The following is a 26,537-nucleotide window of genomic DNA, read 5'->3' on the forward strand; positions in this document are numbered from 1 at the left end:
CGCTGCACCGGCCGCCCAGGCGCGGAGCGGGAGTCACTCTGCGGAGGCTCTGAGGGGCTCGAGGGCCGCGAGCACGAGGTCGAGGCCGAAGGCGAACTCCTCGCCCGGGTCGTAGCCCGCGGCGACGAGCCCCGCGGCGGACTCGTTGAGGTAGGGGAACTCGTCGGCCGGAAGCTGGGGCAGGTAGACGCCCTCGGTCATGACCGCGAGCTCTTCGGCGGTGTCGAACGGCAGGCTGGCCTCCTGCAGGGCATGACCGTAGACGTAGCTGTCGAGCAACCAGTTGGCGTGCGTCGCCATCAGCACCGAGAAGCCGGCCCTCCGCAGGCAGGCGGTGACCGCTTCGCGGTGGCGGAGGTTCGCCGGCCCCGGCGACGTGCGCGACTCCATCAGACCGATCGCCCACGGGTGGCGTGCGAGCACCTGCCGGGCGGATGACGACCGCCGTCGCATGGCCGTCTGCCAGTCGGCCTCTTCGGATGGGAGTTCGATCTCCTCGAACACGATGTCGATCATGGCGTCCAGCAGCTCGTCCTTGTTCGCCACGTAGTGGTAGAGCGACATCGCGCCCGCGCCGAGCGCACCGGCGAGTCGGCGCATGCTCAGCCCGTCGACCCCCTCGCGGTCGGCGAGCCGCACGGCCTCGATCACCACCCGCTGCTTGCTCAACCCCGCGTCCGACGCGACCTGGCGTTGTTCCTTCGCAGACACGTGACCCCTCGCTCGCTCGAACGGCTTGACAATCGTACAGTGTACGGCCATAGTACGGTGTACTACTCGTCGTACAGCGTACGAGTACGGTGTACGACCCAATCGGGTCGCCGCTCGGAGGTGAGGAGTCTTCTGTGGAAATCGAACAGCGGTCGAATGCGGGAACCCGCCGGGCGTCGGCGCCGGGCGCGAGTCCGGCCGGGGCGACCACGATGCGCGCCGCCGTCCAGCACCGCTACGGCCCGCCCTCGCTGCTCGAGTCGTCGGAGGTCGCGATCCCCTCGCCCGGTCGAGGCGAGGTGCTCGTCCGGGTGGGCGCGGCCGCGGTGCATCCCGGCGACGTCTTCGTCATGACCGGGGAGCCGTACGTGGTGCGCCTGGTGTTCGGGCTCCGCCGGCCGCGCCACGGCATCCCCGGCAGGGATCTCGCCGGCGTCGTGGCAGCGGTCGGCACGGAGGTCACCGCGCTCCGCCCCGGCGACGAGGTGTTCGGGTGGAGCACCGAGGGAACGCTCGCGGAGTACGCCTGCGTCCCGGCGGACCACCTCGTGCCCGTTCCCGCCGGCGTGTCGGTCGTGCACGCGGCATCCGTGCCCACGTCGGCCCTGACGGCCTTTCAGGCGCTGCGCAAGATCGCGAACGTGCAACCGGGCCAGACGGTGCTGGTCACGGGCGCGTCGGGCGGCGTCGGCTCCTTCGCCGTGCAGATCGCCAAGGCGTTCGGCGCCGAGGTGACGGGCGTGTGCAGCACTCGCAACGTCGACCTGGTCCGCTCACTCGGTGCCGACCACGTCGTCGACTACACGAGCACCGACTTCACCCGCGCCGAGGTGCGCTACGACGTCATCCTCGACAACGTGGAAGCCCAGCCGCTGGCGGCGGTCCGCCGAGCGCTGACACCCACCGGCACCCTGATCCCCAACAGCGGACGCGGCGGCCGCTGGATCGGCCCCATCGGTCGCGTCATCAAGGCACGGATGCTGTCGGGGTTCACCCGTCAGCACCTGAGGCCCTTCACGTCGATCGAGCAGCGCCAGGACCTGCTCGCCCTGGCCGACCTGCTCGCGACCGGGCAGGTCACGCCCGTCATCGACCGCACCTACCCGCTCGCCGACGCAGCCGACGCCCTCCGCCACGTCGCGGCGGGCCACACCCGAGGCAAGGTCGTGATCGCCATCTGACGACCGGAACACCGAGATCCACCCGGCCCGTGCGCCCGCACGCCCAGGCCTGCCGCCACTCCGGCGGAGACCGCTCCGCTCGAACGAAAGACGAATCGATGACCATCCGAACGACACCCGCGAACCTGCTCGACCACCCGCCGATCCCCGTGCAGGCCAAGCTCGCCGCAGCCTGGACCAGCCTCATGTTCCTCGTCATCTACATCGACTACTTCCACCTCTACCAGCCCGGCGAGATCGACGGGATCCGGGGCGGCGTCATCTTCGAGTTCGACATCAGCGCGACATTGATGTGCGTCTTCTTCGCGATCATCGCGATCCCGGCCCTGATGGTGCTGCTCTCCCTGACCCTGCCCGCTCGGGTGAACCGCGTCACGAACCTCGTCGTCGCATCGCTGTACGTGCCCGCCGTGGGGATGAACTTCCTGGGGGCGCCCCCGGACTACGCCTTCTACTACGCCCTCACCATCGGAGTCCAGGTGCTGATCCTGGCCTTCATCCTGCGCTCCGCCTGGACCTGGCCTCGCGCCTCCGCAGCTCCCGCCGCGCCCGCGACTCCCGCAGCGACCGCAACGACCGACCTTCGACAGGGCACTCGACGGTAAGCCCGCGGCAAGACACTCGGCGTGAACCCCACCGCCGCGGACTCCGGGCCCACCGCGACCGACGGTCGGTCCGGTGTCCGTGCTCCGTTCCGTCGATTCCTCCGCTTCGACCTGCGCACCGGTGTCATCCTGCTCACCACGACCGCGATCCTGCGCATCCTGATCGTGCTGGGGGCGAACGCCACCGGGAGCTACCAACTGGTCAGCGCGTACTTCGTCGCACTCATCGCATTGCCCTGGGTCGTGCTCACCGGGCCCGGTCGAAGGCGAATCGGGCTCGTCAGGCCGAAGAGCCGGAGAGCGGTCATGCTCGCGATCGGCATGGGCGGCGCCATGTGCGTGTCGACCTTCGCGCTCATGACCGCCCTGTTCGGGCATTCGATCGCCAACCCGTTCGTCTACATCGCCACGTCGTACGCCGCGATCCCGCAGCCCCTCACGGATGCGGATCGGATGATCTTCTTCCTCGTCTTCGCCGTCGTCAACGCGACCTTCAGCCCGCTGGGCGAAGAGATCCTCTACCGCGGCATGGCCACCGAGATGCTCCGCACCCGTCTCGACGAGCGCGCGACCGCGGCAATCGAGGCTGGAGTCTTCGCCCTCGTGCATCTCGCGCACTTCGGCATCATCTTCATCGCCGGCGACTGGCGGTTCCTCCCGGTGCCGGCCGCGCTCTGGTTCGGCGCGATGTTCCTCACCGCGCTCGTCTTCGCCGCCTCCCGGCGAGCGTCCGGATCACTGCTCGGCGCGATCCTGAGCCACAGCGCCTACAACCTCACCATGACCGCGCTGACCTTCTCCGCCCTCGGCGTCGTCTGACACCTCGGCGGCACCTCTGCGGTGCGCCCGCACCCCGTCAGCGCAACTGCACGAGCGCACGCAGGTCGTCGTCGGGCAGGCGGTCGGCGGTCGCGCTGACGGTGATGGCGTCGAGGCTCACGGCACCGCCGTACGAGCTGAGGAAGGCCGTGTCGGCGGCATCGCGTCCGGTCGAGATGCGCAGCAGCGTCGAACGCGGTGCGAGCGCCGTCGCGTCGACGACGTGCCAGGCGCCGTCGACATGCGCCTCGGCCACGGCGTGGAAGTCCATCGGGTCGAGCCCGGGCGCGTACACGGCGGCGAGGCGCGCGGGCACGTCGAGGGCGCGCAGCAGCGCGATCACGAGATGGGCGTAGTCGCGGCACACGCCCTGCCTGGCGAGCAGCGTCTGCACCGCGCCATCCGTCGGCCCGCTCGATCCGGGCACGTACGACAGCCGGGTGCCGACCCACGACGAGACGGCGTCGAGCAGCGGCCGCCCCTCGAGGCCGCCGAACTCGGCCTGCGCCGTCGGCCCCAGCGAGTCCGACTCGCAGTACCGGCTCGGTCGCAGGTATTCGACGAGGTCGATCTCGCGAACGGATGCCACGGCGAGCACGCCCTCGACCGTGGCCGCGTACGAGAACGACAGCGGGCCGACGCCGGCATCGACGACGTGCAGGCGGCTGCCCGCGGCATCCGTCAGCTCGAGCGGATGCCGCGGCTCGTCGTTCGACGCGACCTCGAGACGCTCCTCGGCGGGCGCGCCGGCGACGGCGACCATGAACACGAGCCGCGCGGGCGCCTCGACGGTCAGGCGGATGTCGGCCGAGACGGTTCGCTGCATGGTGGTGCCCCTCGTTCATCGTCGTCGCTGAATCGCTGAAGACGTGCCGAGCGGCACCCGCCCATTCTGCCCGCCGCGACGCGCGACCGGAAGGGCGCAGCGCCGCCGGCCGCCTGAGGCCGAATCGGCGCACGAGTGCGGAATCGGCGGCACCTGAAGCGCCCTCCCCCGCCGATTCGGCACTCAGGCACTCAGGCGGGAACCGCCACTCAGGCGGAAATCGGCCACCATGGCCCGGCGGCGTCGAGCAGGTCGACGTCGCCGCGGTCGCCGAGCAGTTGCCAGCGCAGCAGCGACATCGGCACGTTGCCGTTGCGCCAGATGAAGTCGTGCACGTCGCGCAAAGAGAACTCGGTGCCGGCGAGTGAGGCCGCCACCGCGGCGTCGGCCACGAGCCGCATGACCTCGTGCTTGCCGACGAGGTAGGCCATGGCGAGGCCGGGCGTCGCGACGTAGTAGGCGGTCTCTTCGGTGGCCGTCTCGACGTCCATGGGCACCATGCGCACGAAGAAGTCGACGGCCTCGGGCAGACTGAACCGCCCGGTCGCGAGGTTCACGTCGACCACGACCCGCAGCGCGCGCAGCCGCATGAAGTTGTGCACGATCGTCTGCGAGTGCGGGGCGTCGGCGAACAGCCCGGCGGTGAGCATGAGCTCTTCGTTGTAGTGCGCGATGCCCTCGTTGGCGACGGAGTCGACGAAGTGCCGGCGCAGCGGGTTCGGCTGCGCCCACGACAGGGCGAGCTGCTGGCTGTGCGCGCCCTCGTGGATGATGCCGAGCCGCGGGTCGCGGGCGTTCGCCGCGTCGAAGTACGGCAGGTCGGGCGAGGGCTCGGGCACGTACGAGGTCGCCTGCTCGTCGACGCGACGCATGCTCGTGAGGTCGTCGTTCACCCCGAGGAACGCAAGCGGCTCGAGATAGGCCGGCGTGGGCGCGAAAAGGTACCGGCGCAGCGAGTCGGGCTGCGAGAGCAGCGCGGACGCCTCGGAGAAGGCGCGCACGGACGCCTCGGCCGCCGCCTGGTCGGCGGACTCGGCCTCGGCGGACGCCGCGAGCGGCGCCTCTGGCACGTCGCGGTACCGCGCCCGCGTGGTCGCCTCGGCGACGACGCTTCGCCGGTAATCGTGCATGGCGGCGCGCACGAGCTCGTCGGGCTCGAGGGTCACGAGCGCGACGTGCCGCAGGTACCAGGTGAAGGCCTCGCGGCCGACGATCACGTCGGGCCCGAGCGCGTCGGCCGAGGCTGCCAACCAGGCGCGGTACCGCTCGAGGGCGGCACTCGCCTCGGGCTGCGCGTCACGGAGCGAGGCGCCGGTGACGGCATGCATGAACGGCAGGACCTCGGACACCGAGCGCTCGAGCCGGGCGCCGATGTCGTGCAGTTCGGCGGCGGCGACGCGGGCGAGGGTCGCGACGCCCGACCGCTCGAGGTTCGCGATGGCCCAGTCGACGGCGGCGGGCACGGCCTCGAGCACGCGCACGAGCTCGGACTGCCGATGCGCGCCGAAGGGCGGCGGCGGCAGGAGCAGGTCGAACCACGGGCCGAGCACCTGCGAGGTGAGGAACACGGCGTCGCGCTCCCAGTTGCGCAGCACCTCGAGTTCCCAGTGCACGCGGGCCATCGCGGCGCCGAGCAGTCGGTGGTCGACCTGCGTCGCGACGGGCAGCGCGCCGAGGCCCTCGGCCCCGATCGCCGCCCAGCGCTCGGCGAACCCGGCGAGCACGAGCCCGAACTCGTCGACGGCGGCCCGATCGAACCGCGGCAGCCACCCGGCCGGCCGCTCGACGCGCGGGATGTCGTCTGACGTGCGGAACGAGGTGGCATCGCGCCATTGCCAGAACTCCGTGCCGAGACGTTCGAGGTCGGTTGCGAGCGACATACGCCCCACGCTAGACCCGGCCCCCGACACCCGGTCCGCGATGAGCCGCGCCGCACGAGTGCCGATTCGGCGCCCGAGTGCCGGATCCGCGGCCCCGAACGCGCACGTGCCCGCCGATTCCGCACTCGGGCGGGAACCGTGCCCTCCGCCGCGTGGCCGGTTGCGCCGGACGGGGCGGCGGCGTTGACTTGGGCCATGCGCGTCGTCATCGCCGGAGGTCACGGCAAGATCGCCCTCATCCTCGAGCGGCTCCTGGCCGATGGCGGGCACGACCCCGTCGCCCTCCTCCGCAATCCCGACCATGCGCCGGGCGTCGCGGCCGCCGGGGCGGTGCCCGTCGTGCTCGATCTCGAGGCGGCATCCGTCGACGAGGTCGCGGCCGTGCTCGAGGGCGCCGACGCCGCGGTCTTCGCCGCCGGAGCCGGGCCCGGCAGCACCGCCGAGCGCAAGCTCACGGTCGACCGCGACGGCGCGATCCTGCTCGCCGATGCCGCCGTGCGAGCGGGCGTGCCGCGCCTCGTCGTGGTCTCGGCCATGCGCGCCGACGACTTCGACCCCGCCTCCGACGACGTGTTCCAGATCTACCTGCGCGCCAAGAGCGAGGCGGATGCCGCGGTGCGGCGCTCCCCGCTCGACTGGAGCATCGTGCGCCCCGGCGGCCTGACCGACGACCCGCCGACCGGCCTCGTCGCGGTCGCCCCGAGCCTCGAGCCCGGATCCGGCCTGCCGCGCGGATCGGTCAGCCGAGCGGATGTCGCGGCGACGATCGACGCGGTGCTGACCGCGGGCGGCACGGGCGACGGCTCGGGCGCCGCATCGCGCACGCAGTTCGACCTGACCTCGGGCGAGACGCCCGTGGCATCCGCTCTCGCAACGCTCACGACGTCCGGCTGAGCCGATGGCCGTCCTCGACACGCTGCGGGCCTCGAGGCGCCTGCCCGTGCTGCAGGTCGCGAAGACGTCGGTCGCCACGATCGCCGCGTGGCTCATCGCGGGCGCGCTGATCCCGGCTCAACTGCCCGTGTTCGCCGCGATCGCGGCCCTGCTCGTCGTGCAGCCGAGCGTGAACCAGTCGCTCGGCAAGGGCATCGAGCGCTCGATCGGCGTCATGCTCGGCGTCATCGTCGCGTCGGCGCTCTCGCTCATCTTCGGCACCAACACGTGGATCGTGCTCATCGCCGTGCTCGTCGCGATGATCATCGCCTGGGCGCTGAAGATGACGCCCGCGACGGGCAACCAGGTCGCGATCTCGGCGATGCTCACGCTCGCACTCGGCGCCGCGACGCCGAACTACGCGCTCGACCGCGTGCTCGAGACGCTCATCGGCGCCGCGATCGGCATCATCGTCAACGCGGCGATCGTGCCGCCCGTGGCCATCGCCCCGGCGAGGCGCGAGGTCGGTGCGCTCGGCGCCGAGCTCGCGGCATCCGCCGACCGGCTCGCGGCCGCCCTCGAGACGACGCAGACGCGCGCCGACATCGAGGCCCTCATGATCGAGGCCCGGCTGCTGCGCCCGATGCGCGACGCCGCCGACGCCGCGATCGCCGCCGGAACCGAGTCGCTCACGCTGAACCCGCGCCGGTCGGCCCACCGTGAGGAGCTGGGCCAGCTGCGCGACCTGCTCGAGCAGCTCGGCCCCATTGTGACCCAGCTCATCGGCATGACCCGTGCGTTCGCCGACCACTACGACGAGTCGCTGCACGACGAGCCGACCGTGCGCGCGATCGGCGAGCAGCTGCACCGCGTCGCCCACGACATCCGGCTCGCGGCGCGCGTGGCCGAACCCGAGCCCGAGCCGATGACCTCGATGGTGCCCGCGCTCACCTCCGCGCTCGTCGTTCGGCCGCCGACCTCGTCGCACTGGATCCTCATCGGTTCACTGATGGAGGACCTGCGGCGCATCCGTGAAGAACTGGGAGCGGAGTCCTGATGACCGACGCGAGCGAGCCCGCGGCCGGACCGGCCGGATTCGACTTCTTCACCGCGGGCGAGCTGCCCGCGCCGAACCTGTCGGCCGCCGAGGTCGCCGCGATCCTGCTCGACGAGTGGGGGCTCGACGTCGAGCTGCGCCCGCTCGGCAGCCAGCAGGACCAGAACTTCCTCGCGGTCGCGCCCGGCGGTGCCGGCGACGGCGGCTCCGGCGGCGGTGCATCCGTCGGCGTCGTGAAGATCACGAACCCGGCCTTCACCGCGACCGAGCTCGCCGCGCAGGACGCCGCCGCCCTGCGCATCGCCCGGCACGCGCCGTCGCTGCGGGTCGCGACCACGACGACGGATGCCTCGGGCCGGCCGCGCTCGGTCATCGCCGACACGAGCGACGGGTTGCGCAGCATCCGCGTCATCTCCTTCCTCGACGGCGGAACGCTCACGGGCAGCGGGTACCTCGCCCCGCGCATCGTCGCGCGCCTGGGCGAGCTCGCGGCGCTCACGAGCCTCGCGCTCGCGGACTTCGAGCACGACGGCCTCGATCGCGTGCTGCAGTGGGATCCGCGCTTCGCCGACCGCGTCGTCGAGCTGCTCGCACCGCATCACCCCGACCCGGGGCGGCGCACCCAGGTGACGGATGCCGCAGCCGCCGCCTGGGCGACGCTGTCCTCGCTGGCGGACGACCTGCCGACGCAGGCGGTGCACCTGGATCTCACCGACGACAACGTCGTGCGTGCGATCGGCCGGTCGAGTAGGCCGCCCGCGGCCGTATCGAGGCCCGACGACGAGGGTCTCGATACGCTCCGCCACTCGACCGACGACGCGACCGACCTGCCCGACGGGCTCATCGACTTCGGCGACGTGACCCGCACGTGGGCCGTCGCCGAGCTCGCGATCACGATCTCGTCGGTGCTGCACCACACGGGGGCCGAGCCCGTCTCGGTGCTGCCGGCGATCCGCGCGTTCCACGCGCTGCGCCCGCTCTCGCCCTCGGAGGTCGCCGCGATCTGGCCGCTCGTCGTCGTGCGCGGTGCGGTGCTCGTGGTCAGCGGCGAGCACCAGGTGCAGCTCGACGCGGGCGAGAACGCCTACGCCGCCGAGGGCCTCGAGCGCGAGTGGCGCGTCTTCGAGCAGGCCACCTCGGTGCCCGCAGAGGTCATGACGGGCGTGATCGCCGCCGAGCTCGGCCTGGATCCGACCACGCTGCCTGGTGGGCCGGCCGGTCGCGCAGCGACCCGACTCGACGCGAGCGCCCTCGACCGGCTCGTGCTCGGCCTCGACTCCGCGCGGGTGACGGCGCTCGACGTCTCGATCACCTCGCCCGCCGTCGACGGGGGCGCCTGGCTCGACGGCGGCGGGCTCGAGCACCGGCTCGCCCGCGCCGCACTCGACGCCGGCGCCGACGCGGCGGTGCTCCCCCGCGGCATCCCGCGCCTCACGCTGAGCCGTGTACGCGCCGAGGTCTCCGCCGCGACCGTGCCGACCGGCCTCGACGTCTGGTTCGGCTCGGCGACCGCCCTCACGAGCCCCGGTCCCGGCGTAGTCACGACCTCGGGCACGGGCCTCGTCGCGATCGAGCTCGACGGCGGGCTGCGGCTCGACCTCGACGGGGCGCTCGCCGCCGAGCCGCATCGGGCGATCACGAACGCACCGGCGTCCGGCACGAAGCTCGCGACCGGCTCCCCACTCGGCACCGCCGCCGCCGGCGCCCGCATCCGCATCCGGCTCCAGCGCGCGGACGCCCCGCCCGTGCCGCACACCGTCCGCCCCGAGCCGGCCGCCGGTTGGCTCGCCCTCACGGCCGACCCTGCGCCACTGCTCGGGCTCGCGGCATCCGCCCCTGAAGCCCCTGAAGCCCCTGAAGCAGCCCGAACCCCGACCCTCGACGCGGCGACCCTGCTCGCCCGCCGCGAGGCGAGCCTCGCCGAGGTGCAGGAGCACTACTACGCCGCCCCGCCGCGCATCGAGCGCGGGTGGCGCGAGCACCTGATCGGCGTCGACGGGCGCGTGTACCTCGACATGGTCAACAACGTCACGCCGCTCGGGCACGGCCATGTCGGGGTCGCCGACGCCGTCGGCGCCCAGTTGCGGCGGCTGAACACGAACTCGCGCTTCCACTACGGCGCGGTCGTCGAGTTCGCCGAACGGCTCGCCGCCCTCGCGCCCGACGGACTCGACACGGTGCTCCTCGTGAACTCCGGATCCGAGGCGACCGACCTCGCGATCCGCATCGCGCTCGCGGCGACCGGGCACCGCGAGGTCGTCGCGATCCTCGAGTCGTACCACGGCTGGACCTACGCCTCCGACGCCGTGAGCACCTCGATCGCCGACAACCCCGATGCGCTCTCGACGCGCCCCGACTGGGTGCACGCGGTCGATGCGCCGAACCCGTTCCGCGGCACCCATCGAGGGGCGGATGCCGCGCGCTACGCGCCGGAGGCCGCGGCCGTGATCGCCCGGCTCGCCGCCGAGGGGCGCCCGCCCGCCGCGTTCATCGCCGAGACGTTCTTCGGCAACGCCGGCGGCATCCCGCTGCCCGACGGCTACCTCGCCGGGGTCTACACGGCCGTGCGGGCCGCCGGCGGACTCGCGATCGCCGACGAGGTGCAGGCCGGGTTCGGCCGCCTCGGCGAATGGTTCTGGGGCTTCGAGCAGCAGCGCGTCGTGCCCGACGTCATCGCCGTCGCGAAGGCGGCGGGCAACGGCTACCCGCTCGGCGCCGTCATCACGACGCGCGCGATCGCCGACGCGTTCCGGAGCCAGGGCGCCTTCTTCTCCTCCACCGGGGGCAGCCCCGCCTCGAGCGCGGCCGGACTCGCGGTGCTCGACGCCTTCCGCGACGAGCAGCTGCAGCACAACGCCCTCGAGGTCGGTGCCCGGCTGAAGGGCCGCCTCGAGGCGCTCGCCACGCGGCATCCGCTCATCGGAGCCGTGCACGGCCTCGGCCTCTACCTCGGCGTCGAGTTCGTGCGCGACCGCGAGACGCTCGAGCCCGCGACGACCGAGACCGCCGCGATCTGCGACCGCCTGCTCGAGCTCGGCGTCATCATGCAGCCCACGGGCGACCATCGCAACGTGCTGAAGGTGAAGCCGCCGCTCTGCCTCGACGACGACTCGGCCGACTTCTTCGTCGCGATGCTCGGGCGGGTGCTCGCCGAGGGCTGGTGAGGGTGGCGATCGTGGTGAGGGTGGCGATCTGCACGGGCACGGCTCGACGCCGTGTCAACCCCCGCCGTGTCAACCCCCGCCGTGTCAACCCCCGCCGTGTCGGCCGTGCGTTCGGCGTGCGCGGCGCCGGGCGTGCCTAGGCTGACGAGAGACGGATCGAGTGGGCGGAGTCCGCGAACTTCTGCGCGACTCGTCGCAGAGTCCGCCCACTCGATCGTGATCCGGCCGGCATCCGGATGACGACAGGAGGAGCGACCATGACGAACGTCGAGCGCATGAACGAGACCGGCGCCACGACCGGCGGCACGACCGCGGCATCCGGCTACGACCTGATCAGGCAGATCGCCGTCGCCGTGAGCGCGGTGCTCGCCGTGCTCGGCGCCTTCTTCGGCTCGGGTGCGGCGGGCGGCCAGCGGGTGCAGGATGCCGCGGGCGGAGCGCTCGCAGCCGACGCGACGCTCGTGGCACCGGGCGGCGGCGCCTTCAGCATCTGGTCGCTCATCTACCTCGGCCTGATCGTCTACGCGGTGTGGCAGTTCCTTCCGGCGCAGCGCGGTGCGGAGCGGCACCGCCGGCTCGGCTGGTGGGTCGCCGCATCGATGCTGCTGAACGCGGCGTGGATCCTCAGCGTGCAGGCCGACCTGCTCTGGCTGAGCGTGCCCGTGATCGCGGTGCTCCTCGTGGTGCTCGTCGTGGCGTTCCGGCGCAGCCTGCTGCTCCCGCCGCGCAACGCCGTCGACGCCGTGATCACCGACGGCACGATCGGGCTCTACCTCGGCTGGGTGTGCGTCGCGACGATCGCGAACATCGCGGCCGCGCTCGTCGCCGCGGGCTTCGACGGCTGGGGCCTGCCCGCCGAGACCTGGGCGGTCGGCCTGGTCGCCGTCGCCGGCCTGCTCGGCATCGCCCTCGCCGTGTGGGATCACGGCCGCATCGCCCCGACGCTCTCGCTCGGCTGGGGTCTCTCGTGGATCGCGGTCGCCCGCCTCACCGACGAGCCGTCGTCGACCGTCACCGGCGTGACCGCGATCATCGCGGTGGTCGCCGTGGTGCTCGTGACCGCCACCCTGCGCATCGTCGCCGTGCGACACGTTCGTGGGGGCCGGGGCTAGGCTGCGGGAATGGCCGCCGCTCGCACGTTCCGCCGCGGTGACCGCGTCATCGTCGTCCACGAGACTGCGCGCAACGGCACGAGCGGGGCGGATGCCACGGGCTCGGCGCCTTCCGCGAGGCCGGCGGATGCCGCCGAGCGCGTGTACGTGCTCGTGCACGGCCTCGGCATGGGCCACGCGTACTGGGGCGACCTCGTCGACCGGCTCGCCGAGACCGGACGCGTGCTCGCGCTCGACCTGCCCGGATTCGGCGACGCCCCGAAGCCGCGCACGGTGCCGACCATCGCCGGGTCCGCCGAACTCCTCGTGGGCCTGCTGCGTGCGGAGGGCCTCGACCGGCCCGTGCTCGTCGGTCACTCGAGCGGCGCCCAGGTCGTGGCGGAGGCCGCGGCGCGGCATCCGGAGCTCGTGGACCGCATCGTGCTCATCGCACCCTCGGTGAATCCGCGCGAGCGCACCGTGGTGCAGCAGGCCGCACGCTTCATGCAGGACGTCGCCGTGATCGACCCGACCGCGCTCGAGACGGGCGCGAGCGCCTACCTCGAGAGCGGGCTCGGCTGGACGATCGCGAACCTGCGGCCGATGCTCGAGCACCGCATGGAGCTCGTGCTGCCGCGGGTGCGCGCCGACACGCTCGTGGTGCGCGGCGAGCAGGACCACGTCGTGCCGCAGTCGTGGGCGCACGCCGTCGCGACCCTCGTGCCGCACGCCCGCTACGCCGAGATCGCGCACCGCGGCCACGAGACGACCTCGCGCCACGACGGCCCGCTGCACGAGCTCATCGCCGGCCACGCGCAGGGTCGGCCCGTCGGTCGCGTGCTCGCGGTGCACGAGCGGCGGGCGGCGCTGTCGCGCTCGCTCGGCGGGGGAACGGGGGCACGCGTCGGGTGGATCCTGCGCGACTACGCGTACGGCATCCGGCGGCGCCTCGACCAGTTCGTCGTGCGGCGCCCGCCCGCGCGGTGGCGGCGCGGCATCCCGACGCGGCCCGACGTCGTGCTCGCGACGGGCCTGCACGAGCACTGGAGCTTCCTCGCCTCGCTCGCCGACGCGCTGAACCGGGCGGGCCACCGCATCGTGATCGTCGAGGGCATCGGCATGAACCGCCGGCCCGTGCCCGAGACATCCCGACGTCTGCAGGTCGCCCTCTCCCGGGTCGCGCCGCCGCCGGCCGGACGCGTCATCGTCGGGCACAGCAAGGGCGGGCTCATCGCCAAGCACCTGCTGACCGATCTCGAGCGCGGAACCGGGCCGCTCGGTCCGGGCGGGCGGGCGCGGCTCGGCATCCGCGGCGCGGTGACGCTCGCGACCCCGTACGCCGGATCCGCGCGGGCCAGGTGGTTCCTCGACCCCAGCATGCGCGCCTTCCTGCCCACGGATGCCGCGATCGTCGAACTGCAGCGCTCCGCGAGCGTGAACGCCCGCATCGTCTCGATCTTCGGCACGCTCGACGCGCATGTGCCCGAGGGCAGCGCGCTGCCCGGAGCGACGAACGTGATCGTCCCGGCGGCCGGCCACTTCCGGCTCACCGCCTCGCCGGCCGCCCATCGCGCGGCGATCGACGGGGTCGCGACGATCGCTTCCCTAGACTGAGCGCGTGCTCCCCGCCGTCATCCTGCTCGCCGCCATGCCCGCGATCGTCATCTTCGCGCTCGGCGTGACGGCGCGCATCGCCTCCCGGCAGCCGGCGATCTCGCCCGTCGTGCAGTACACGCCGGGGCGCGGCTCCTCCGTGCTGCGCGATGCGCTCCTGATCGACGCCGACCGCCGAGCGGTGACCGCGGTGCTCATCGACCTCGCGGTGACGCGCAGGATCCGCATCCTCGCCGGCGAGAACCGACGCGACCCGATCGGCGTGCAGGTGCAGCCGGGCGCCACGTTCACGGCCGAGGAGTTCGCCGTGCTCGAGGCGCTCTTCGGCCCCGAGCACACGAGCGGGCGGGTGCACCGGTTCACGTCCGATCGCCGTGCGCTCTCCGCGCGGCTCAAGGCCGTCGTGCGCGACGTCTCGTACGCGCTCGCCCGCGAGGGCTTCATCGCGAAGCAGCGCGTCGCCTGGCCCGGAACGACCCTCACGGTGCTCGCCTACCTCGGCATGCTCGTCGAGGGCCTGTTCATCGTCATCACGCTCGTCGCGGCCGACTGGCCGGCACTCGTCACGACCGTCGCCGCCCTCGCGGTCACGATCGCGACGATCATCGTGACGCCGGCCTCGTGGCGCCGCTTCCTCCCGCCCGCGCGCGAGCGCCGCGAGCACCTCGACGGGTTGCGCCGGTACCTCTTCCTCGCCGAGCGCAACCGCATGCGCGCACTCCAGTCGCCGAGCGGCGCGGAGCTCATCCCCGTCTCCAGCGCGACGGATGCCACGAGTCGAGCGGATGCCACGACCCCGGCAGGTGCCGCCAGGTCGGCGCCCGACGGCCTCGCCCGGTTCCACCTGCACGAGAAGCTGCTGCCGTACGCGGTGCTCTTCGGCGTCGAGCGCGGATGGATCGACGTGCTGAAGCTCGACGTGCAGACGCTCGAGCGCACGAACGCCGACACGCTCGGCGACCTGGCCGACCTCACGGCCACCGCGGGCGACATCGCCGCGCTGGTCTCGCACCTCGGCGAGCTCGTCGTGCTCGTCGACCACGTGCACGACCTCACCGCCTCGGTCGGCGACCTCGTCGACGCATCCGGCGGCCTCGTGGATCTCGCCGACGGCGTCGGCGGCGTGCTCGGGATCTTCGAATGAGCGCGAGGGGTTTCGCATGAGCCGGACCTTCGCATGAGCCGGACCTTCGCATGAGCACCGACGAGGCGATCCGCATCCCGCTGGCCGGCGAGTCGGGTGAGCCCGTCGGCGGCGTCGACTCCGTCGGTGCGCTGTACGGCCGGCCCGCCGACGCGTGGGCCACCCTCGTCGTCGCGCACGGTGCGGGCACGGGCAAGGAGCACCCGTTCCTCGAGGGATTCGCACAGGCCGTGCAGGCGCTGGGCGTCGCGACGCTGCGTTTCGACTTCCCGTATCGCGAGGCCGGGCGCCGGTTCCCCGATCGTCCGCCGGTCGCCATCGCGACCTGGCGGGCCGTGACGGATGCCGCAGCCGCCCGCGCCGCCACCCCTACCGCCACCGCCACCGCCGGTGCCGCCGATGGTGCCGCCGATGGTGCACTCGAGCCGATCTGGGCGTCGGGCAGGTCATTCGGCGGTCGCATGGCGTCGATGGCCGCCGCCGAGGGCATGCCGGTGTCCGGGCTCGCGATGCTCGGCTACCCGCTGCACGCGCCGGGCAGGCCCGAGAAGCCGCGCGACGAGCACCTGCCCGCGCTCGAAGTGCCGATCCTGTTCCTGCAGGGACGCAACGACCCGTTCGCGATCCCCAACGAGCAGCTCGACGACGTCGTGCGACGCATCGGTCCGAACGCGACCCTCGAGTGGATCGACGCCGCGAACCACTCCTTCGAGGTCAAGGGGCGCAAGCGCCCCGCAGCTGAGATCGGCGCCTCGCACGCGGCATCGGTCGTCGCGTTCATGGGCGCGCACCCGCAGGCATCCTGAACCCGGCCGCGCGTGGCGCGTGACGGGCACGGCTCCGGCCTCTCCGCTGCTGAGCCCTAGACTCGTCGTCCGTGCCCACCATCGAGATCGCCGTCCCCGGAACGCCTGCTGCCGACGGGATCGTGCGCGCGTACCTGTTCGACGTCGCCTCGAGCTACTACGGGCGTCCCGCATCGGTGGAGGAGCTCGACCGGGCGATCCGCGAGGCGCCCTACGACGACCTGACCGGCTCGACGGGCGTGTTCCTGGTGGCCATGGAGTCGGGCCGCGCGGTGGCCTGCGCCGGAGCCCGGTTCATCGACCACGCCGATGCCGCCGAACTGACGAAGGTCTTCACCCTTCCCGCACACCGCGGAACCGGCCTCGGAACCCGCCTGATCGGCCGGCTCGAGGGACTCGCGCGGGACCGCGGGCTCGCCACGATCCGGCTGGACACGCGCTCGGACCTCGTCGAGGCCTGCGCGCTCTACGAGCGCCTCGGCTTCGCGCAGGTCGCCCCCTTCACCGACGGCCTCTACTCCGACCGCTGGTACGCGAAGCCGCTGTAGCCTCCAGCACGAACATCGGAACTGGGTGTCGCCGCTCGGCTGAACGCACGGCTCGCGTGAGCGCAACACTCGCACGACCCCGCCACCCGTGAGCCGCCTGACGTCCGGTGCCTGAGGCGTGATGCGCATCCCGGAGTCACGCGCCTGCCCACCGATCGGGATGGCACGGATGGGCAGGTCGCGACTCGTCCTCCACATGCGTCTGATACCTGCATCGCCCGGGTCCCCGCGTCAGCGCGACCTCGCATCAGCGCTCCCCGCGGGAGTCTCTCTGTGAAAACCTCGGCCACACGGCCACACGGCCACACGGCCACACGGCTACACGGCTACACGGCTACACGGCCACACGGCCACACGGCCACACGGCCACACGGCCACACGGCCACACGGCCACACGGCCACACGGCCACACGGCTACACGATTGCGAACACAGCACCCCGGAGGGCGGCATGACCGGCACCACCATCAGGATCGATTCCGAGACGGCGCGGCTCGTCGCCGAGCTCGCCCACCTCATGGAGCGAACGAAGAAGTCGGTCATGGCCGACGCCATTGCGGGCTACGCGCACGCGCGGCTCCCGACGCTCGCGAACGGACGGCTCAGGTACGGTGAGCTCCCACCAGTGGAGCGATTGAGGCTGCGACGCGACGAACTCCTTCGGGCGTTCGAAGAGCAGGGCACGACGAACGTACGCGTGCTCGATCCACAGATGCCGGCACGCCCGCGGAACCTCGCCCCCACCGACGAGGACGCGAGCGACATCGGCAGTAGCACCGGCACCGAAACCGGCAGCGGCAGCGGCAGCGGCAGCGGCACGAGTAGCGGTAGCGGTAGCGGTAGCGGTAGCGGTAGCGGTAGCGGTAGCGGTAGCGGTAGCGGTAGCGACACTGGCACCGACACCGACACCGGTGACGCCTTCGGTGACCCCGCCGTCGGCAACAACGCCTTCGGCTGGCACCGCGAGACGATCACGCTGCTCGCCGAAACCGACATCATCTTCGGCAGCGCGGCGGAATCGACGATGGAGGATCTCGCACGCCAACTGCTCGGCTTCAGCGTGGAAGTGATCTCCATGACGAAGCTCGCACTCTTCAATCCCGAACGACTCGAGCGCCTCGTCGCGGAGTCCACGCCGCTCTGAGTGAACCCGCATGCGTCGTGGTCGCGCCCGATGCGGCGTGCGGCGCGCCAGCGCTCAGGCGCCGACGTAGGCCGCGAGGTGCGTGGCGGTGAGGGTGGCGTCGTCGGTCGAGGCGGACCCGACGAGCGACGCGGGAGTGCCCTCGAACACGATGCGTCCGCCGTCGCGGCCGGCGCCGGGGCCGAGGTCGATGATCCAGTCGGCGTGCGCCATGACCGCCTGGTGGTGCTCGATGACGATGACCGAGTTGCCGTCGTCGACGAGGCGGTCGAGCAGCGCCAGCAGCCGGTCGACGTCGGCCAGGTGCAGGCCGGTGGTCGGCTCGTCGAGCACGTAGACCGTGCCCGTCTTGGCCATGCTGATCGCGAGCTTCAGGCGCTGGCGCTCACCGCCCGAGAGCGTGTTGAGCGCCTGCCCGAGGCCGAGGTAGCCGAGGCCGACGTCGGAGAGCCGCTGCAGGATGACCCGTGCCGTCTTCTCGGTGAGGTACTCGAGCGCGGCGTCGACCGAGAGCGCGAGCACCTCGGCGATGTTGAGCCCGTTGAGGCGGTATTCGAGCACCTCGGCGGTGAACCGCTTGCCACCGCATTCTTCGCACACGCTCGAGACCGTCGACATGGGGCCGAGCTCGACGAAGACGAGCCCGATGCCCTTGCAGTTCGGGCAGGCGCCGGCGGAGTTCGCGCTGAACAGCGCGGGCTTCACGCCGTTCTCCTTCGCGAACGCCTTGCGAATGGTGTCGAGCAGGCCCGTGTAGGTGGCCGGGTTCGAGCGGATCGATCCGCGGATCGGCGACTGGTCGACCACGACGACCTGGTCGTGCTTGGGCACGTTGCCGTGGATGAGCGACGACTTGCCCGACCCCGCGACGCCCGTGACGACGGTGAGCACCCCGAGCGGGATGTCGACGTCGACCCCGGTGAGGTTGTGCTGCGTCGCCCCGCGGATCTCGAGCACGCCCTTGGCGGAACGCACGGAGTCGCGCAACGTCGCACGGTGGTCGAGGTGACGACCCGTGAGCGTGCCGGAGGCCCGCAGCCCCGCGACGTCGCCCTCGAAGCAGATCTCGCCGCCGTGCGTGCCTGCGCCAGGGCCGAGGTCGACGATGTGGTCGCCGATCTCGATGACCTCGGGCTTGTGCTCGACGACGAGCACGGTGTTGCCCTTGTCGCGCAACTGCAGCAGGAGCCGGTTCATGCGCTGGATGTCGTGCGGGTGCAGCCCGACGGTGGGCTCGTCGAAGACGTAGGTGACATCGGTGAGCGAGGAGCCGATGTGCCGGATCATCTTGACGCGCTGCGCCTCACCGCCCGAGAGCGTGCCGGCGGGCCGGTCGAGGCTGAGGTAGCCGAGGCCGATCTCGACGAAGGAGTCGACGTTCTGCCGCAGGTTCGCGATGAGCGGCGCGACGCCCGGGTCGTCGATGTCGGAGACCCACTCGGCGAGGTCGGAGATCTGCATCGACGCGGCATCCGCGATGTTGATGCCCTTGATCTTCGACGACAGCGCGTCGCGGTTCAGGCGCGCGCCGCCGCATTCGGGGCAGGCGGTGAAGGTCACGGCCCGGTCGACGAACGTGCGGATGTGCGGCTGCATGGCGTCGCGGTCTTTGGAGAGCAGGCTCTTCTGCAGCTTGGGAACGAGGCCCTCGTAGGTCATGTTGATGCCCTGCACCTTGACCTTGGTGGACTCCTTGTACAGGAAGTCGTGCCGTTCGGTCTCGGTGTAGTCGCGGATCTTCTTCTCGGGATCGACGAAGCCCGACTCGGTGAAGATGCGCACCATCCACCCGTCGGCCGTGTAGCCCGGAATCGTGATGGCGCCCTCGGCGAGCGACTTGTCGCGGTCGAAGAGCTCGTCGAGGTCGATGTCGTTGACCTGCCCGGTGCCCTCGCAGCGCGGGCACATGCCCGCCGGCACGTTGAAACTGAAGTGGAAGCTCGGACCGACGTACGGCTGCCCGATACGGGAGAAGAGGATGCGCAGCAGCGCGTACACGTCGGTCGCGGTGCCGACCGTCGACCGCGAATTGGCGCCCATGCGCTCCTGATCGACGATGATCGCCGCGGACACGTTGCGCAGGCTGTCGACCTCTGGCCGGGGCTGGGTCGTCATGAACGACTGGATGAAGGTCGAGTACGTCTCGTTGATGAGGCGCTGCGACTCGGCCGCGATGGTGCCGAACACGAGGCTCGACTTGCCCGAGCCCGAGACGCCCGTGAACACGCTGAGCCGCCGCTTCGGGATGTCGAGCGAGACGCCCTTGAGGTTGTTCTCGTGGGCCCCGCGCACCTCGATGACGTCGTGCGCGTCGGCGATGTGCCGCTCGCCCGCCTCGCGCGCGGCGTGCCCCGCGGCCTGCTCGCCCGTGGCCTGCTCGGTCGCCGTCTGGTCGGTCGCGCTCATGGTGCCCCTCTCCTGCGGCGTGCCCGCGGTTCACGATTCTGGCAGTCGCCGCCGACATCCGCACAGCTCTCGCGCGTACCCTGTGCCCATGCCGCAGAAGTCGGGTCGCGTGACGAGATGGGTGCTGCCCGCGATCGCGGGCGTGGCATCCGTCATCGTGGCCGCCGGGGTCGGCGAACTCGCCGCGGCCGTGCTCGCGTCGGCCTCGAGCCCGTTCGCCGTGGTCGGCTCGATGATGATCGACCTCGCACCGCCGTGGGCCAAGGACGCCGCGATCGGTCTCTTCGGCACCGCCGACAAGGCCGCACTGCTCGTGGGCATCGCACTCGTGCTGCTCGTGGTCGCGGGCGCGGCCGGCGTGCTCGAGGCGCGTCGCCCGCCGTGGGGCCAGGTCGTGATCTGGGTGATCGGCGCGGTCGGCGTGCTGGCCGCGGTGACGAGGGCGAACGCGTCGATGCTCGCCTTCGCACCGCCGGCCCTCGCCGCGATCGCGGGCGTGATCGCGCTGCGGCTGCTCGCAAGGCGCCTGCCCGCCGCGTCCACGGCGCCGGGCACAGCGCCGACACCGCAGAGCACGAGCCGAGCGGATGCCGCGGGCACGACGCCTCCCGATCGCGCACCCGCCCCGGCGGGCACGACCACCCCCGCGACGCCCCCGACGTCCGCCGGCACGACGACCCCGGCCGCGACGGCGTTCGATCGGCGCCGCTTCCTCGCCTGGGCGGGCGGCGCCGCCGCGATCGGCGCCCTCGCCGCGATCGGCGGCTACGCGATGCAGGCGGGATCGCGCGCGGTCACGGCCGTGCGCAAGGCGATCACGTTGCCACGGGCCGCGGTCGCGGCATCCGTGCCCCAGGGGGCGGAGCTCGGCATCGACGGCCTCTCGCCGGTGATCACCCCGAACGTGGAGTTCTACCGCATCGACACCGCCCTCGCGGTGCCGGCCGTGACGCCCGACGACTGGAGCCTGCGCATCCACGGCGACGTCGAGCACGAGGTCGTGCTCACCTGGGACGAGCTGCTCGCCCTGCCCCTCGAGGAGTCCGTGACGACGCTCGCCTGCGTGTCGAACGAGGTCGGCGGCGGGCTCATCGGCAACGCCGTGTGGCTGGGGTACCCGATCCGCGAGCTGCTGGCCCGCGCGGTGCCGGGCGCGAACGCCGACATGGTGCTCTCGCGCAGCGTCGACGGGTTCACGGCCTCGTCACCGCTCGAGGTGCTGCAGGACGACCGCAACGCGATCCTCGCGGTCGGCATGAACGGCGAGCCGCTGCCCGCCGAGCACGGGTTCCCGGTGCGCATGGTCGTGCCGGGGCTGTACGGCTACGTATCGGCGACCAAGTGGGTGACCGAGCTCGAGGTCACGCGCTTCGACGCGGCATCCGCCTACTGGACCGACCGCGGCTGGAGCGAACGCGGACCGATCAAGCTGTCGTCGCGCATCGACGTGCCCCGCTCGGGCCAGCAGGTGCAGGCCGGCACGGTGGTCGTCGCGGGCGTCGCCTGGCACCAGCACGTCGGGGTCGCGGCCGTCGACGTGCAGGTCGACGGCGGCGCATGGCAACCCGCGACGCTCGCGACCGCGATCTCGGACGACACCTGGGTCCAGTGGCGGTTCGAATGGGATGCCGCGGCGGGATCGCACTCGCTGCGCGTGCGCGCGACCGGGGCCGACGGCGAGGTGCAGGTCTCGCGCGAGCAGGGCGTCGTGCCCGACGGCGCGACCGGCCTGCACGAGCGCACCGTCACCGTCTCGTAGCGCGGCGCGGTCGCCTTCGCGCCTTCGCGCCTTCGCGCCTTCGCGCCTTCGGGTCCGGCGGTACTTGGTCTGGAAACTCCGGCTGCACGGCTACACGGCTACACGGCTGCACGGCTGCACGGCTACACGGTTCCTGGAACACACCACCCCGGGGTCTGCCCCCACGGCTCGACCGATCGCCTGCTCACGCGAGTCGCGACGTGTGCGTCGTCGCACGAGACGCGGAATGCGCCACTCCAGACGAGGCTCAGGTGCGGGACCTCATCCGACTCGGGGCGTGCGCGACCCAGGTCGGGTGAGGCGTGCGCGACCCAGGTCGGGTGAGGCGTGCGCGAAATCAGGTGAGGCGGGGGGTGCGCGGCGGCGACGTGCGACGGGCGCCCGTGGCCTCGAAGGCGGCGGCGAGGCGCAGCAGCGCGGTGTCGTCGTAGGCGCGTCCGGCGAAGGTGAGCCCGACCGGCATGCCGATGTCGGCCATGGTGCCCATGGGCACCGTCACCGTCGGGATGCCGAGGTGCCGCGGCACGAGGTTGCCGTTCGCGACCCAGACGCCGTTGCGCCACCCGAGATCTGCGGATGCCTCGTGCACGTCCATGTCGGCGGGGCCGACGTCGGCGACCGCGGGGAACACGACGGCATCGAGGCCGAGCCCGTCCATCCACGTCTCGAGGTCGACGCGGCGGGTCTCCTCGAGTCCGCGCAGGCCGACCTCGAGCTCGGGCATGTCGGCGAGGGTCGCGCCGGGGTGCGAGCGCGCCCACTCGGGGTACTCGGCGATGTCGTCGTCGAAGCCCGTGTAGCGGTCGGGCAGGGCGCCCTCGGGTTGCGGGAAGATGCGGGATCCGTCGACGTCGGCGAGCGCGCGCAGTGCGGGGTCGCCGTTGGCGTCGAGGAAGTCGTTCCACGCCCACGCCGACAGGTCGACGATCTCGCGGCGCAGGTACTCGGGCGTCACGAGTCCGCGGGTCGCGATCGTCGGGGCTCCGACGCGGTCGCCCTCGTAGTTCGACACGACCGGGAAGTCGACGGGCACGACCTCGGCACCGGCGGCCTCGAGGTCGCGGCGGGCGGCCTCCCACAGGTCGATGACGGAGGGCCGGGTCTCGATGCGCTCCCCGGTCGCTCCGCCGATGCCGGGCGTGCGTCCGGGCTCGGCCGTGCCGGCGTCGAGGTCGGCGTTGACGTACATGCGCGGGATGCCGAGGCGCCGGCCCGCGAGCGCGAGGCGCGCTGCGGCGGCATCCGCCGTGCCAGAGGCATCCGCCGTGCCACAGGCATCCGCCGTGCCAGAGGCATCCGTCGTGCCCGAGGCATCCGTCGCGAGCGCGATGTACGAGTCGGGCCGCACCTCGGACGAACGCGGGATGGCCACCCACGTCTGCACGCGCCAGAAGTCGCCGCGCGTCTCGGCGTCGTCGGCGACGATCACGTCGAGCACCTCGAGCAGGTCGGCCATGGTGCGGGTGTGCGGCACCACGACGTCCATCGTGGGCACGAGGGGCCAGTTGCCGCGCACCGAGATCACGCCACGCGACGGCGTGTAGGCGCAGAGCGCGTTGTTCGAGGCGGGCGCGCGGCCCGACGACCAGGTCTCCTCGCCGAGGCCGAAGGCCGCGAAGGAGGCCGCGGTCGCGGTGCCGGATCCGTTGGAGGAGCCCGAGCCGAAGGCGGCCGTGAGGAAGGCCGCGTTGTACGGGCTCTCGGCGCGGCCGTAGACGCCGCGCTGCATGCCGCCGTTCGCCATGGGCGGCATGTTCGTAAGGCCGATGAGCACGGCTCCGGCGCCGCGCAGGCGCTCGATCGTGAAGGCGTCGCGCTGTGCGACGAGGTGCTCGAACGCCGGCGACCCCGCGGCGGCGGTCAGGCCGCGGGCGAGATAGCTGTCCTTCGCGGTGTACGGGATGCCGTCGAGCGGGCCGAGCACGCGCCCGGCGGCGCGACGGGCGTCGGATGCCTCCGCGTCGGCGCGCGCCTCGGGGTTCATCACGACGAGCGCGTTGAGCGCGGTCGACGTCCCGGGCCCGTCGTAGGCGGCGATGCGAGCGAGGTACGCGTCGAGCAGCCCGACCGCGGTCACGCGTCCGGACTCGAGCGCGGCGCGCAGCTCGGCGATCGAGGCCTCGACGACGTCGAACTCCCCGCCGGCCTGCGTCATCGGGCCGCCCCCACCTCGAGCGAGGGCTGCTGCTGCGTGATGCAGTGGATGCCGCCGCCGCGGGCGAAGATCTCGCGGGAGTCGACGGTCACGGCCCGGCGCCCGGGGTACGCGGCTTCGAGGATCTCTCTCGCCGCGGCATCCGCTCGCTCTTCACCGAAACCGCAGGCGATGACGCCGTCGTTGACCACGAGGTGGTTGACGTAGCTCCAGTCGACGAAGCCCTCGTGATCGCGCAGCGTCTCGGGCGCCGGGAGGTCGACGATGTCGAAGGGGCGGCCCGCGGCATCCGTCTCGGTCTCGAGCTGGGCGCGCAAGGCCCGCGTGACCTCGAAGTCGGGGTGCTCGGGGTTGCGCTGCTGATGGAGCAGCAGGCTCCCGGGCGAGGGGATCGTCGCGACGATGTCGACGTGCCCGTTCGTGCCGAAGTCGTCGTAGTCGCGCTCGAGGCCGCGGGGCAGCCAGATCGCCTTCGTCGCACCGATCGTGCGCGCGAGCTCGGCCTCGACGCGGGCCTTGTCGGCGTACGGGTTGCGCCGCGGGTCGAGCTGCACGGTCTCGGTCACGAGCACGGTGCCCTCGCCGTCGACGTGGATGCCGCCGCCCTCGTTCACGAGCACGGAGCTCACGAGCTCGGCCCCGACGCGGTCGGCGACGAAGCGGGCGATCTCGGCGGACTTCGTCCACTCGGCCCACTCCGGCGCGCCCCAGCCGTTGAAGATCCAGTCGACGGCGCCGAGCACGCCGGGGCGCTCGTCGTCGACGACGAAGGTGGGGCCGAAGTCGCGCATCCAGAACTCGTCGAGCGGTGCCTCGACGAGCTCGATCGCGCCGTCGAGCATGCGGCGGGCGCGGGCGGTCTCGGTCGGGTCGACGACCATCGTGAGCGGCTCGAACGGCACGATCGCGTTGGCCACCGCGGCCCAGGCTGCGTAGCCGGCCTCGCGCTCGGCGTCGGTCTCGCCGAGGGTCAGGCCCTCGCGCGGGAAGGCCATCCACGTGCGGTCGTGGCGTGCGGTCTCTGCGGGCATGCGCCAGGTCATGCGGGCACCTCCTGGTTGTCGTCGGCTGTTGCGCGTTCTTCGGTCGTGCGAGCGGATGTCGCGGGGTCGGGATCGACGCGAGCGGATGTCGCAGGGTCGGCGGCGTCGAGATCGACGCGAGCGGATGCCGCGGGCCGCGCGGCCGGGTCGCGGTACGGCTTCGTGCCCAGCCAGAGCACGGCGTACAGGCCGCCGGCGAGCAGCGGTCCGACGATCGCCGAGAGGTCGGCGCCGCCGAGCGCGTTCGAGATCGGGCCGACGTAGAGCGTCGTGTTCGCCATGAGCACGGCGACCGTGGTCGCGCCGGCCATCGCGATGACGCCGGGCCAGAACACGCCGCCGCGGTACCAGAACGGGCTTCCGGGGCGCTCGTCGGTGAGGGCACGGCCGTCGTAGCGGTTGCGGCGCAGCAGGATGTCCACCGCGTAGACCGCGACGAGCGGGCCGAGCACCGTGACGGCGAGCTCGAGCGACGAGTTCAGCGCGTCGAGAAAGCTCGGAGCGACGAACAACAGCCAGGCCGCCGCCGCCGTCGCCGCGGCGCCGGTCACGACGACCGTGAGCGCACGAGGCATCCGGAACCCGAGCCCCTGGGCGTAGAGGCCCGTGGAATACGCGACGAGCACGTTGTTCGTGATGCTCGAGAGCACGATCATCGCCAGGAACACGGGCGTGAACCAGGCGGGCACGATCTCGGCGATCGTCAGCTGCGGGTCGGTCATGTCGATCGCGGTGCCGGCGACGACGCCGAGCGTGCCGATGAAGATGGCCGGGATGAAGCCGCCGAGCGCCGTCCACGTGGCGACCTTGCGCTTGGAGACATCCGTCGGCAGGTAACGGGCGTAGTCGGCGCCGGTGCCCCACGACAGCGGGCTCGAGGCGACGATCGCGAAGCCGAGCAGCAGCATCGCCCAGTGCTCGCCCGGGTCGAGCGGCGCGGGGGAGTACGAGAAGTCGGCCGCGCCGAAGACGAACACGGCGAGCACGATGAAGACCACGGCGAGCGCGGCCGAGAAGTACGGGGCGAGCTTCAGGATCGTCGCGTGCCCGTAGATGCCGATGACGAAGCTGAGCGCCGCGACCACGATGAGCACGCCCCACTCGGCGCCGGCGGGCAGCACGATGCCGAGCTGCGCGACGAGTGCGAGGGCGGCCAGCGTCGCGAAGGCGATGTTGATGATCTCGTAGAAGATGCCGATGGCCACGCCGAGCCCCGCGCCGAACACCCGGCTGCCGCGGATGCCGAACATCGCACGCATGATCGCGACGCTCGGGGTGCCCGACGCCGGGCCGCTGATCGCGAGGAGGCCGACGGCCGCCCACCACAGGTTGCCGAGCACCGTGATGAGCAGCGCCTCCCAGACCGGCAGGCCGAGCAGCATGAGCACGCCGCCGACGACGAAGTAGAGGTAGATGACGTTGGCCGACATCCACACCCAGAACAGTTCGCGCGGCTTGCCGTGGCGCTCGTGCTCGGGGATGAAGTCGGCGCCGTGCGCCTCGACGTGGCCGGCGCGGTCGGCGGGTTCGGCGGTGCCCTGGTTCGCGGCGTTCGGCCCCGAGGGCGCGCTCGCGTACGGCTGCGGCGTCGTTGCGGCATCCGGGGTCGCGGTGGTGATGTTGCTCATCGTTGAGGACTCTCTGCTCGCCCGATCAGGGTGCCGATTCGTCGCGATCTCTCGCGCGCGCTCGACAGGATCGGGGACTCGACC

At 72.3% G+C, this 26,537-nt stretch carries 20 protein-coding genes; 13 read left to right on the top strand and 7 right to left on the bottom strand.

Annotated features, from left to right (window positions below):
- Positions 1-33: 33 nt before the first annotated feature.
- Positions 34-711, bottom strand: a complete 678-nt coding sequence (locus tag AC3IPY_RS16980; protein WP_489185442.1) for a TetR/AcrR family transcriptional regulator — start codon at positions 709-711, stop codon at positions 34-36.
- A 212-nt stretch (positions 712-923) separates the two neighbouring features.
- Between AC3IPY_RS16980 and AC3IPY_RS16985 the strand changes: the two genes are divergently transcribed.
- The 3 genes from AC3IPY_RS16985 (at position 924) to AC3IPY_RS16995 (ending at position 3,316) form a co-directional block, all read left to right on the top strand.
- Positions 924-1,892: an NAD(P)-dependent alcohol dehydrogenase gene (locus AC3IPY_RS16985; protein ID WP_489185443.1), complete on the top strand. Its 969-nt coding sequence runs from the start codon at positions 924-926 to the stop codon at positions 1,890-1,892.
- A gap of 98 nt (positions 1,893-1,990) precedes the next feature.
- Positions 1,991-2,497, top strand: coding sequence for a DUF6326 family protein (locus AC3IPY_RS16990; protein ID WP_489185444.1), 507 nt, complete (start codon positions 1,991-1,993; stop codon positions 2,495-2,497).
- Between the two features lie 21 nt (positions 2,498-2,518).
- On the top strand, positions 2,519-3,316 hold the full coding sequence (locus AC3IPY_RS16995) for a CPBP family intramembrane glutamic endopeptidase (protein ID WP_489185445.1): 798 nt from the start codon (positions 2,519-2,521) through the stop codon (positions 3,314-3,316).
- Positions 3,317-3,353: 37 nt separating this feature from the next.
- Here AC3IPY_RS16995 and AC3IPY_RS17000 read toward each other — a convergent pair whose 3' ends face one another.
- A complete protein-coding gene (locus tag AC3IPY_RS17000; protein ID WP_489185446.1) occupies positions 3,354-4,142 on the bottom strand; it encodes a transglutaminase-like domain-containing protein in 789 nt (262 codons plus the stop codon).
- A 209-nt stretch (positions 4,143-4,351) separates the two neighbouring features.
- Positions 4,352-6,022 carry a DUF885 family protein gene (locus AC3IPY_RS17005; RefSeq protein WP_489185447.1) on the bottom strand — a complete coding sequence of 557 codons (1,671 nt, stop codon included), beginning with the start codon at positions 6,020-6,022 and terminating at the stop codon, positions 4,352-4,354.
- A 195-nt stretch (positions 6,023-6,217) separates the two neighbouring features.
- Between AC3IPY_RS17005 and AC3IPY_RS17010 the strand changes: the two genes are divergently transcribed.
- The 9 genes from AC3IPY_RS17010 to AC3IPY_RS17050 all read left to right on the top strand — a co-directional run bounded on the left by AC3IPY_RS17010 (position 6,218) and on the right by AC3IPY_RS17050 (position 17,462).
- Positions 6,218-6,916 (top strand): NAD(P)H-binding protein, encoded by a 699-nt coding sequence (locus AC3IPY_RS17010; RefSeq protein ID WP_489185448.1) that lies wholly within the window; start codon positions 6,218-6,220, stop codon positions 6,914-6,916.
- A 4-nt stretch (positions 6,917-6,920) separates the two neighbouring features.
- Positions 6,921-7,952 (top strand): FUSC family protein, encoded by a 1,032-nt coding sequence (locus tag AC3IPY_RS17015; protein ID WP_489185449.1) that lies wholly within the window; start codon positions 6,921-6,923, stop codon positions 7,950-7,952.
- Positions 7,952-11,116 carry an aminotransferase gene (locus tag AC3IPY_RS17020; RefSeq protein WP_489185450.1) on the top strand — a complete coding sequence of 1,055 codons (3,165 nt, stop codon included), beginning with the start codon at positions 7,952-7,954 and terminating at the stop codon, positions 11,114-11,116. Before AC3IPY_RS17015 ends, AC3IPY_RS17020 begins: the two co-directional genes overlap by 1 nt.
- 257 nt (positions 11,117-11,373) lie before the next feature.
- Positions 11,374-12,228 carry a tryptophan-rich sensory protein gene (locus AC3IPY_RS17025; protein ID WP_489185451.1) on the top strand — a complete coding sequence of 285 codons (855 nt, stop codon included), beginning with the start codon at positions 11,374-11,376 and terminating at the stop codon, positions 12,226-12,228.
- 9 nt (positions 12,229-12,237) lie between these two features.
- The gene (locus tag AC3IPY_RS17030) at positions 12,238-13,821 is read left to right on the top strand and encodes an alpha/beta hydrolase (RefSeq protein ID WP_489185452.1); all 1,584 of its coding nucleotides are present in this window, start codon (positions 12,238-12,240) and stop codon (positions 13,819-13,821) included.
- Positions 13,822-13,825: 4 nt separating this feature from the next.
- Positions 13,826-14,965: a DUF2207 family protein gene (locus tag AC3IPY_RS17035; protein ID WP_489185453.1), complete on the top strand. Its 1,140-nt coding sequence runs from the start codon at positions 13,826-13,828 to the stop codon at positions 14,963-14,965.
- Positions 14,966-15,015: 50 nt separating this feature from the next.
- Positions 15,016-15,771 (top strand): alpha/beta hydrolase family protein, encoded by a 756-nt coding sequence (locus AC3IPY_RS17040; RefSeq protein WP_489185454.1) that lies wholly within the window; start codon positions 15,016-15,018, stop codon positions 15,769-15,771.
- Between the two features lie 71 nt (positions 15,772-15,842).
- A complete protein-coding gene (locus tag AC3IPY_RS17045; protein ID WP_489185455.1) occupies positions 15,843-16,319 on the top strand; it encodes a GNAT family N-acetyltransferase in 477 nt (158 codons plus the stop codon).
- 450 nt (positions 16,320-16,769) lie between these two features.
- A complete protein-coding gene (locus AC3IPY_RS17050) occupies positions 16,770-17,462 on the top strand; it encodes a hypothetical protein (protein ID WP_489185456.1) in 693 nt (230 codons plus the stop codon).
- Positions 17,463-17,516: 54 nt separating this feature from the next.
- Here the strand turns inward: AC3IPY_RS17050 and AC3IPY_RS17055 are convergent, their stop codons facing one another.
- Positions 17,517-19,868: an ATP-binding cassette domain-containing protein gene (locus tag AC3IPY_RS17055; RefSeq protein WP_489185457.1), complete on the bottom strand. Its 2,352-nt coding sequence runs from the start codon at positions 19,866-19,868 to the stop codon at positions 17,517-17,519.
- Between the two features lie 88 nt (positions 19,869-19,956).
- Between AC3IPY_RS17055 and AC3IPY_RS17060 the strand changes: the two genes are divergently transcribed.
- Complete coding sequence (locus AC3IPY_RS17060) at positions 19,957-21,627, top strand: molybdopterin-dependent oxidoreductase (protein WP_489185458.1); 1,671 nt, start codon at positions 19,957-19,959, stop codon at positions 21,625-21,627.
- Between the two features lie 337 nt (positions 21,628-21,964).
- Here AC3IPY_RS17060 and AC3IPY_RS17065 read toward each other — a convergent pair whose 3' ends face one another.
- From AC3IPY_RS17065 to AC3IPY_RS17075, 3 genes are read right to left on the bottom strand one after another with little or no spacing between them, the layout of a single operon-like run.
- Entirely contained in the window at positions 21,965-23,782 is a 1,818-nt protein-coding gene (locus AC3IPY_RS17065; RefSeq protein WP_489185459.1) for an amidase, read from the bottom strand.
- Positions 23,779-24,825: an agmatine deiminase family protein gene (locus AC3IPY_RS17070; RefSeq protein WP_489185460.1), complete on the bottom strand. Its 1,047-nt coding sequence runs from the start codon at positions 24,823-24,825 to the stop codon at positions 23,779-23,781. The genes AC3IPY_RS17065 and AC3IPY_RS17070 overlap by 4 nt, the downstream gene beginning before the upstream one ends.
- Positions 24,822-26,453: a purine-cytosine permease family protein gene (locus tag AC3IPY_RS17075; protein ID WP_489185461.1), complete on the bottom strand. Its 1,632-nt coding sequence runs from the start codon at positions 26,451-26,453 to the stop codon at positions 24,822-24,824. Before AC3IPY_RS17075 ends, AC3IPY_RS17070 begins: the two co-directional genes overlap by 4 nt.
- Between the last annotated feature and the right edge of the window lie 84 nt (positions 26,454-26,537).

It is taken from the genome of Agromyces sp. GL_144 (assembly GCF_057834305.1).

Bases quoted from the DNA above. Each gene is read 5' to 3' on its own strand.
- AC3IPY_RS17075 (WP_489185461.1), bottom strand. From the start codon at position 26,453: ATGAGCAACATCACCACCGCGACCCCGGATGCCGCAACGACGCCGCAG.
- AC3IPY_RS17005 (WP_489185447.1), bottom strand. From the start codon at position 6,022: ATGTCGCTCGCAACCGACCTCGAACGTCTCGGCACGGAGTTCTGGCAA.
- AC3IPY_RS16985 (WP_489185443.1), top strand. From the start codon at position 924: ATGCGCGCCGCCGTCCAGCACCGCTACGGCCCGCCCTCGCTGCTCGAG.
- AC3IPY_RS17030 (WP_489185452.1), top strand. From the start codon at position 12,238: ATGGCCGCCGCTCGCACGTTCCGCCGCGGTGACCGCGTCATCGTCGTC.
- AC3IPY_RS17020 (WP_489185450.1), top strand. From the start codon at position 7,952: ATGACCGACGCGAGCGAGCCCGCGGCCGGACCGGCCGGATTCGACTTC.
- AC3IPY_RS17015 (WP_489185449.1), top strand. From the start codon at position 6,921: ATGGCCGTCCTCGACACGCTGCGGGCCTCGAGGCGCCTGCCCGTGCTG.
- AC3IPY_RS17055 (WP_489185457.1), bottom strand. From the start codon at position 19,868: ATGAGCGCGACCGACCAGACGGCGACCGAGCAGGCCACGGGCGAGCAG.
- AC3IPY_RS17050 (WP_489185456.1), top strand. From the start codon at position 16,770: ATGACCGGCACCACCATCAGGATCGATTCCGAGACGGCGCGGCTCGTC.
- AC3IPY_RS17000 (WP_489185446.1), bottom strand. From the start codon at position 4,142: ATGCAGCGAACCGTCTCGGCCGACATCCGCCTGACCGTCGAGGCGCCC.
- AC3IPY_RS17025 (WP_489185451.1), top strand. From the start codon at position 11,374: ATGACGAACGTCGAGCGCATGAACGAGACCGGCGCCACGACCGGCGGC.
- AC3IPY_RS17060 (WP_489185458.1), top strand. From the start codon at position 19,957: ATGCCGCAGAAGTCGGGTCGCGTGACGAGATGGGTGCTGCCCGCGATC.
- AC3IPY_RS17070 (WP_489185460.1), bottom strand. From the start codon at position 24,825: ATGACCTGGCGCATGCCCGCAGAGACCGCACGCCACGACCGCACGTGG.
- AC3IPY_RS17040 (WP_489185454.1), top strand. From the start codon at position 15,016: ATGAGCACCGACGAGGCGATCCGCATCCCGCTGGCCGGCGAGTCGGGT.
- AC3IPY_RS17065 (WP_489185459.1), bottom strand. From the start codon at position 23,782: ATGACGCAGGCCGGCGGGGAGTTCGACGTCGTCGAGGCCTCGATCGCC.
- AC3IPY_RS16990 (WP_489185444.1), top strand. From the start codon at position 1,991: ATGACCATCCGAACGACACCCGCGAACCTGCTCGACCACCCGCCGATC.
- AC3IPY_RS17010 (WP_489185448.1), top strand. From the start codon at position 6,218: ATGCGCGTCGTCATCGCCGGAGGTCACGGCAAGATCGCCCTCATCCTC.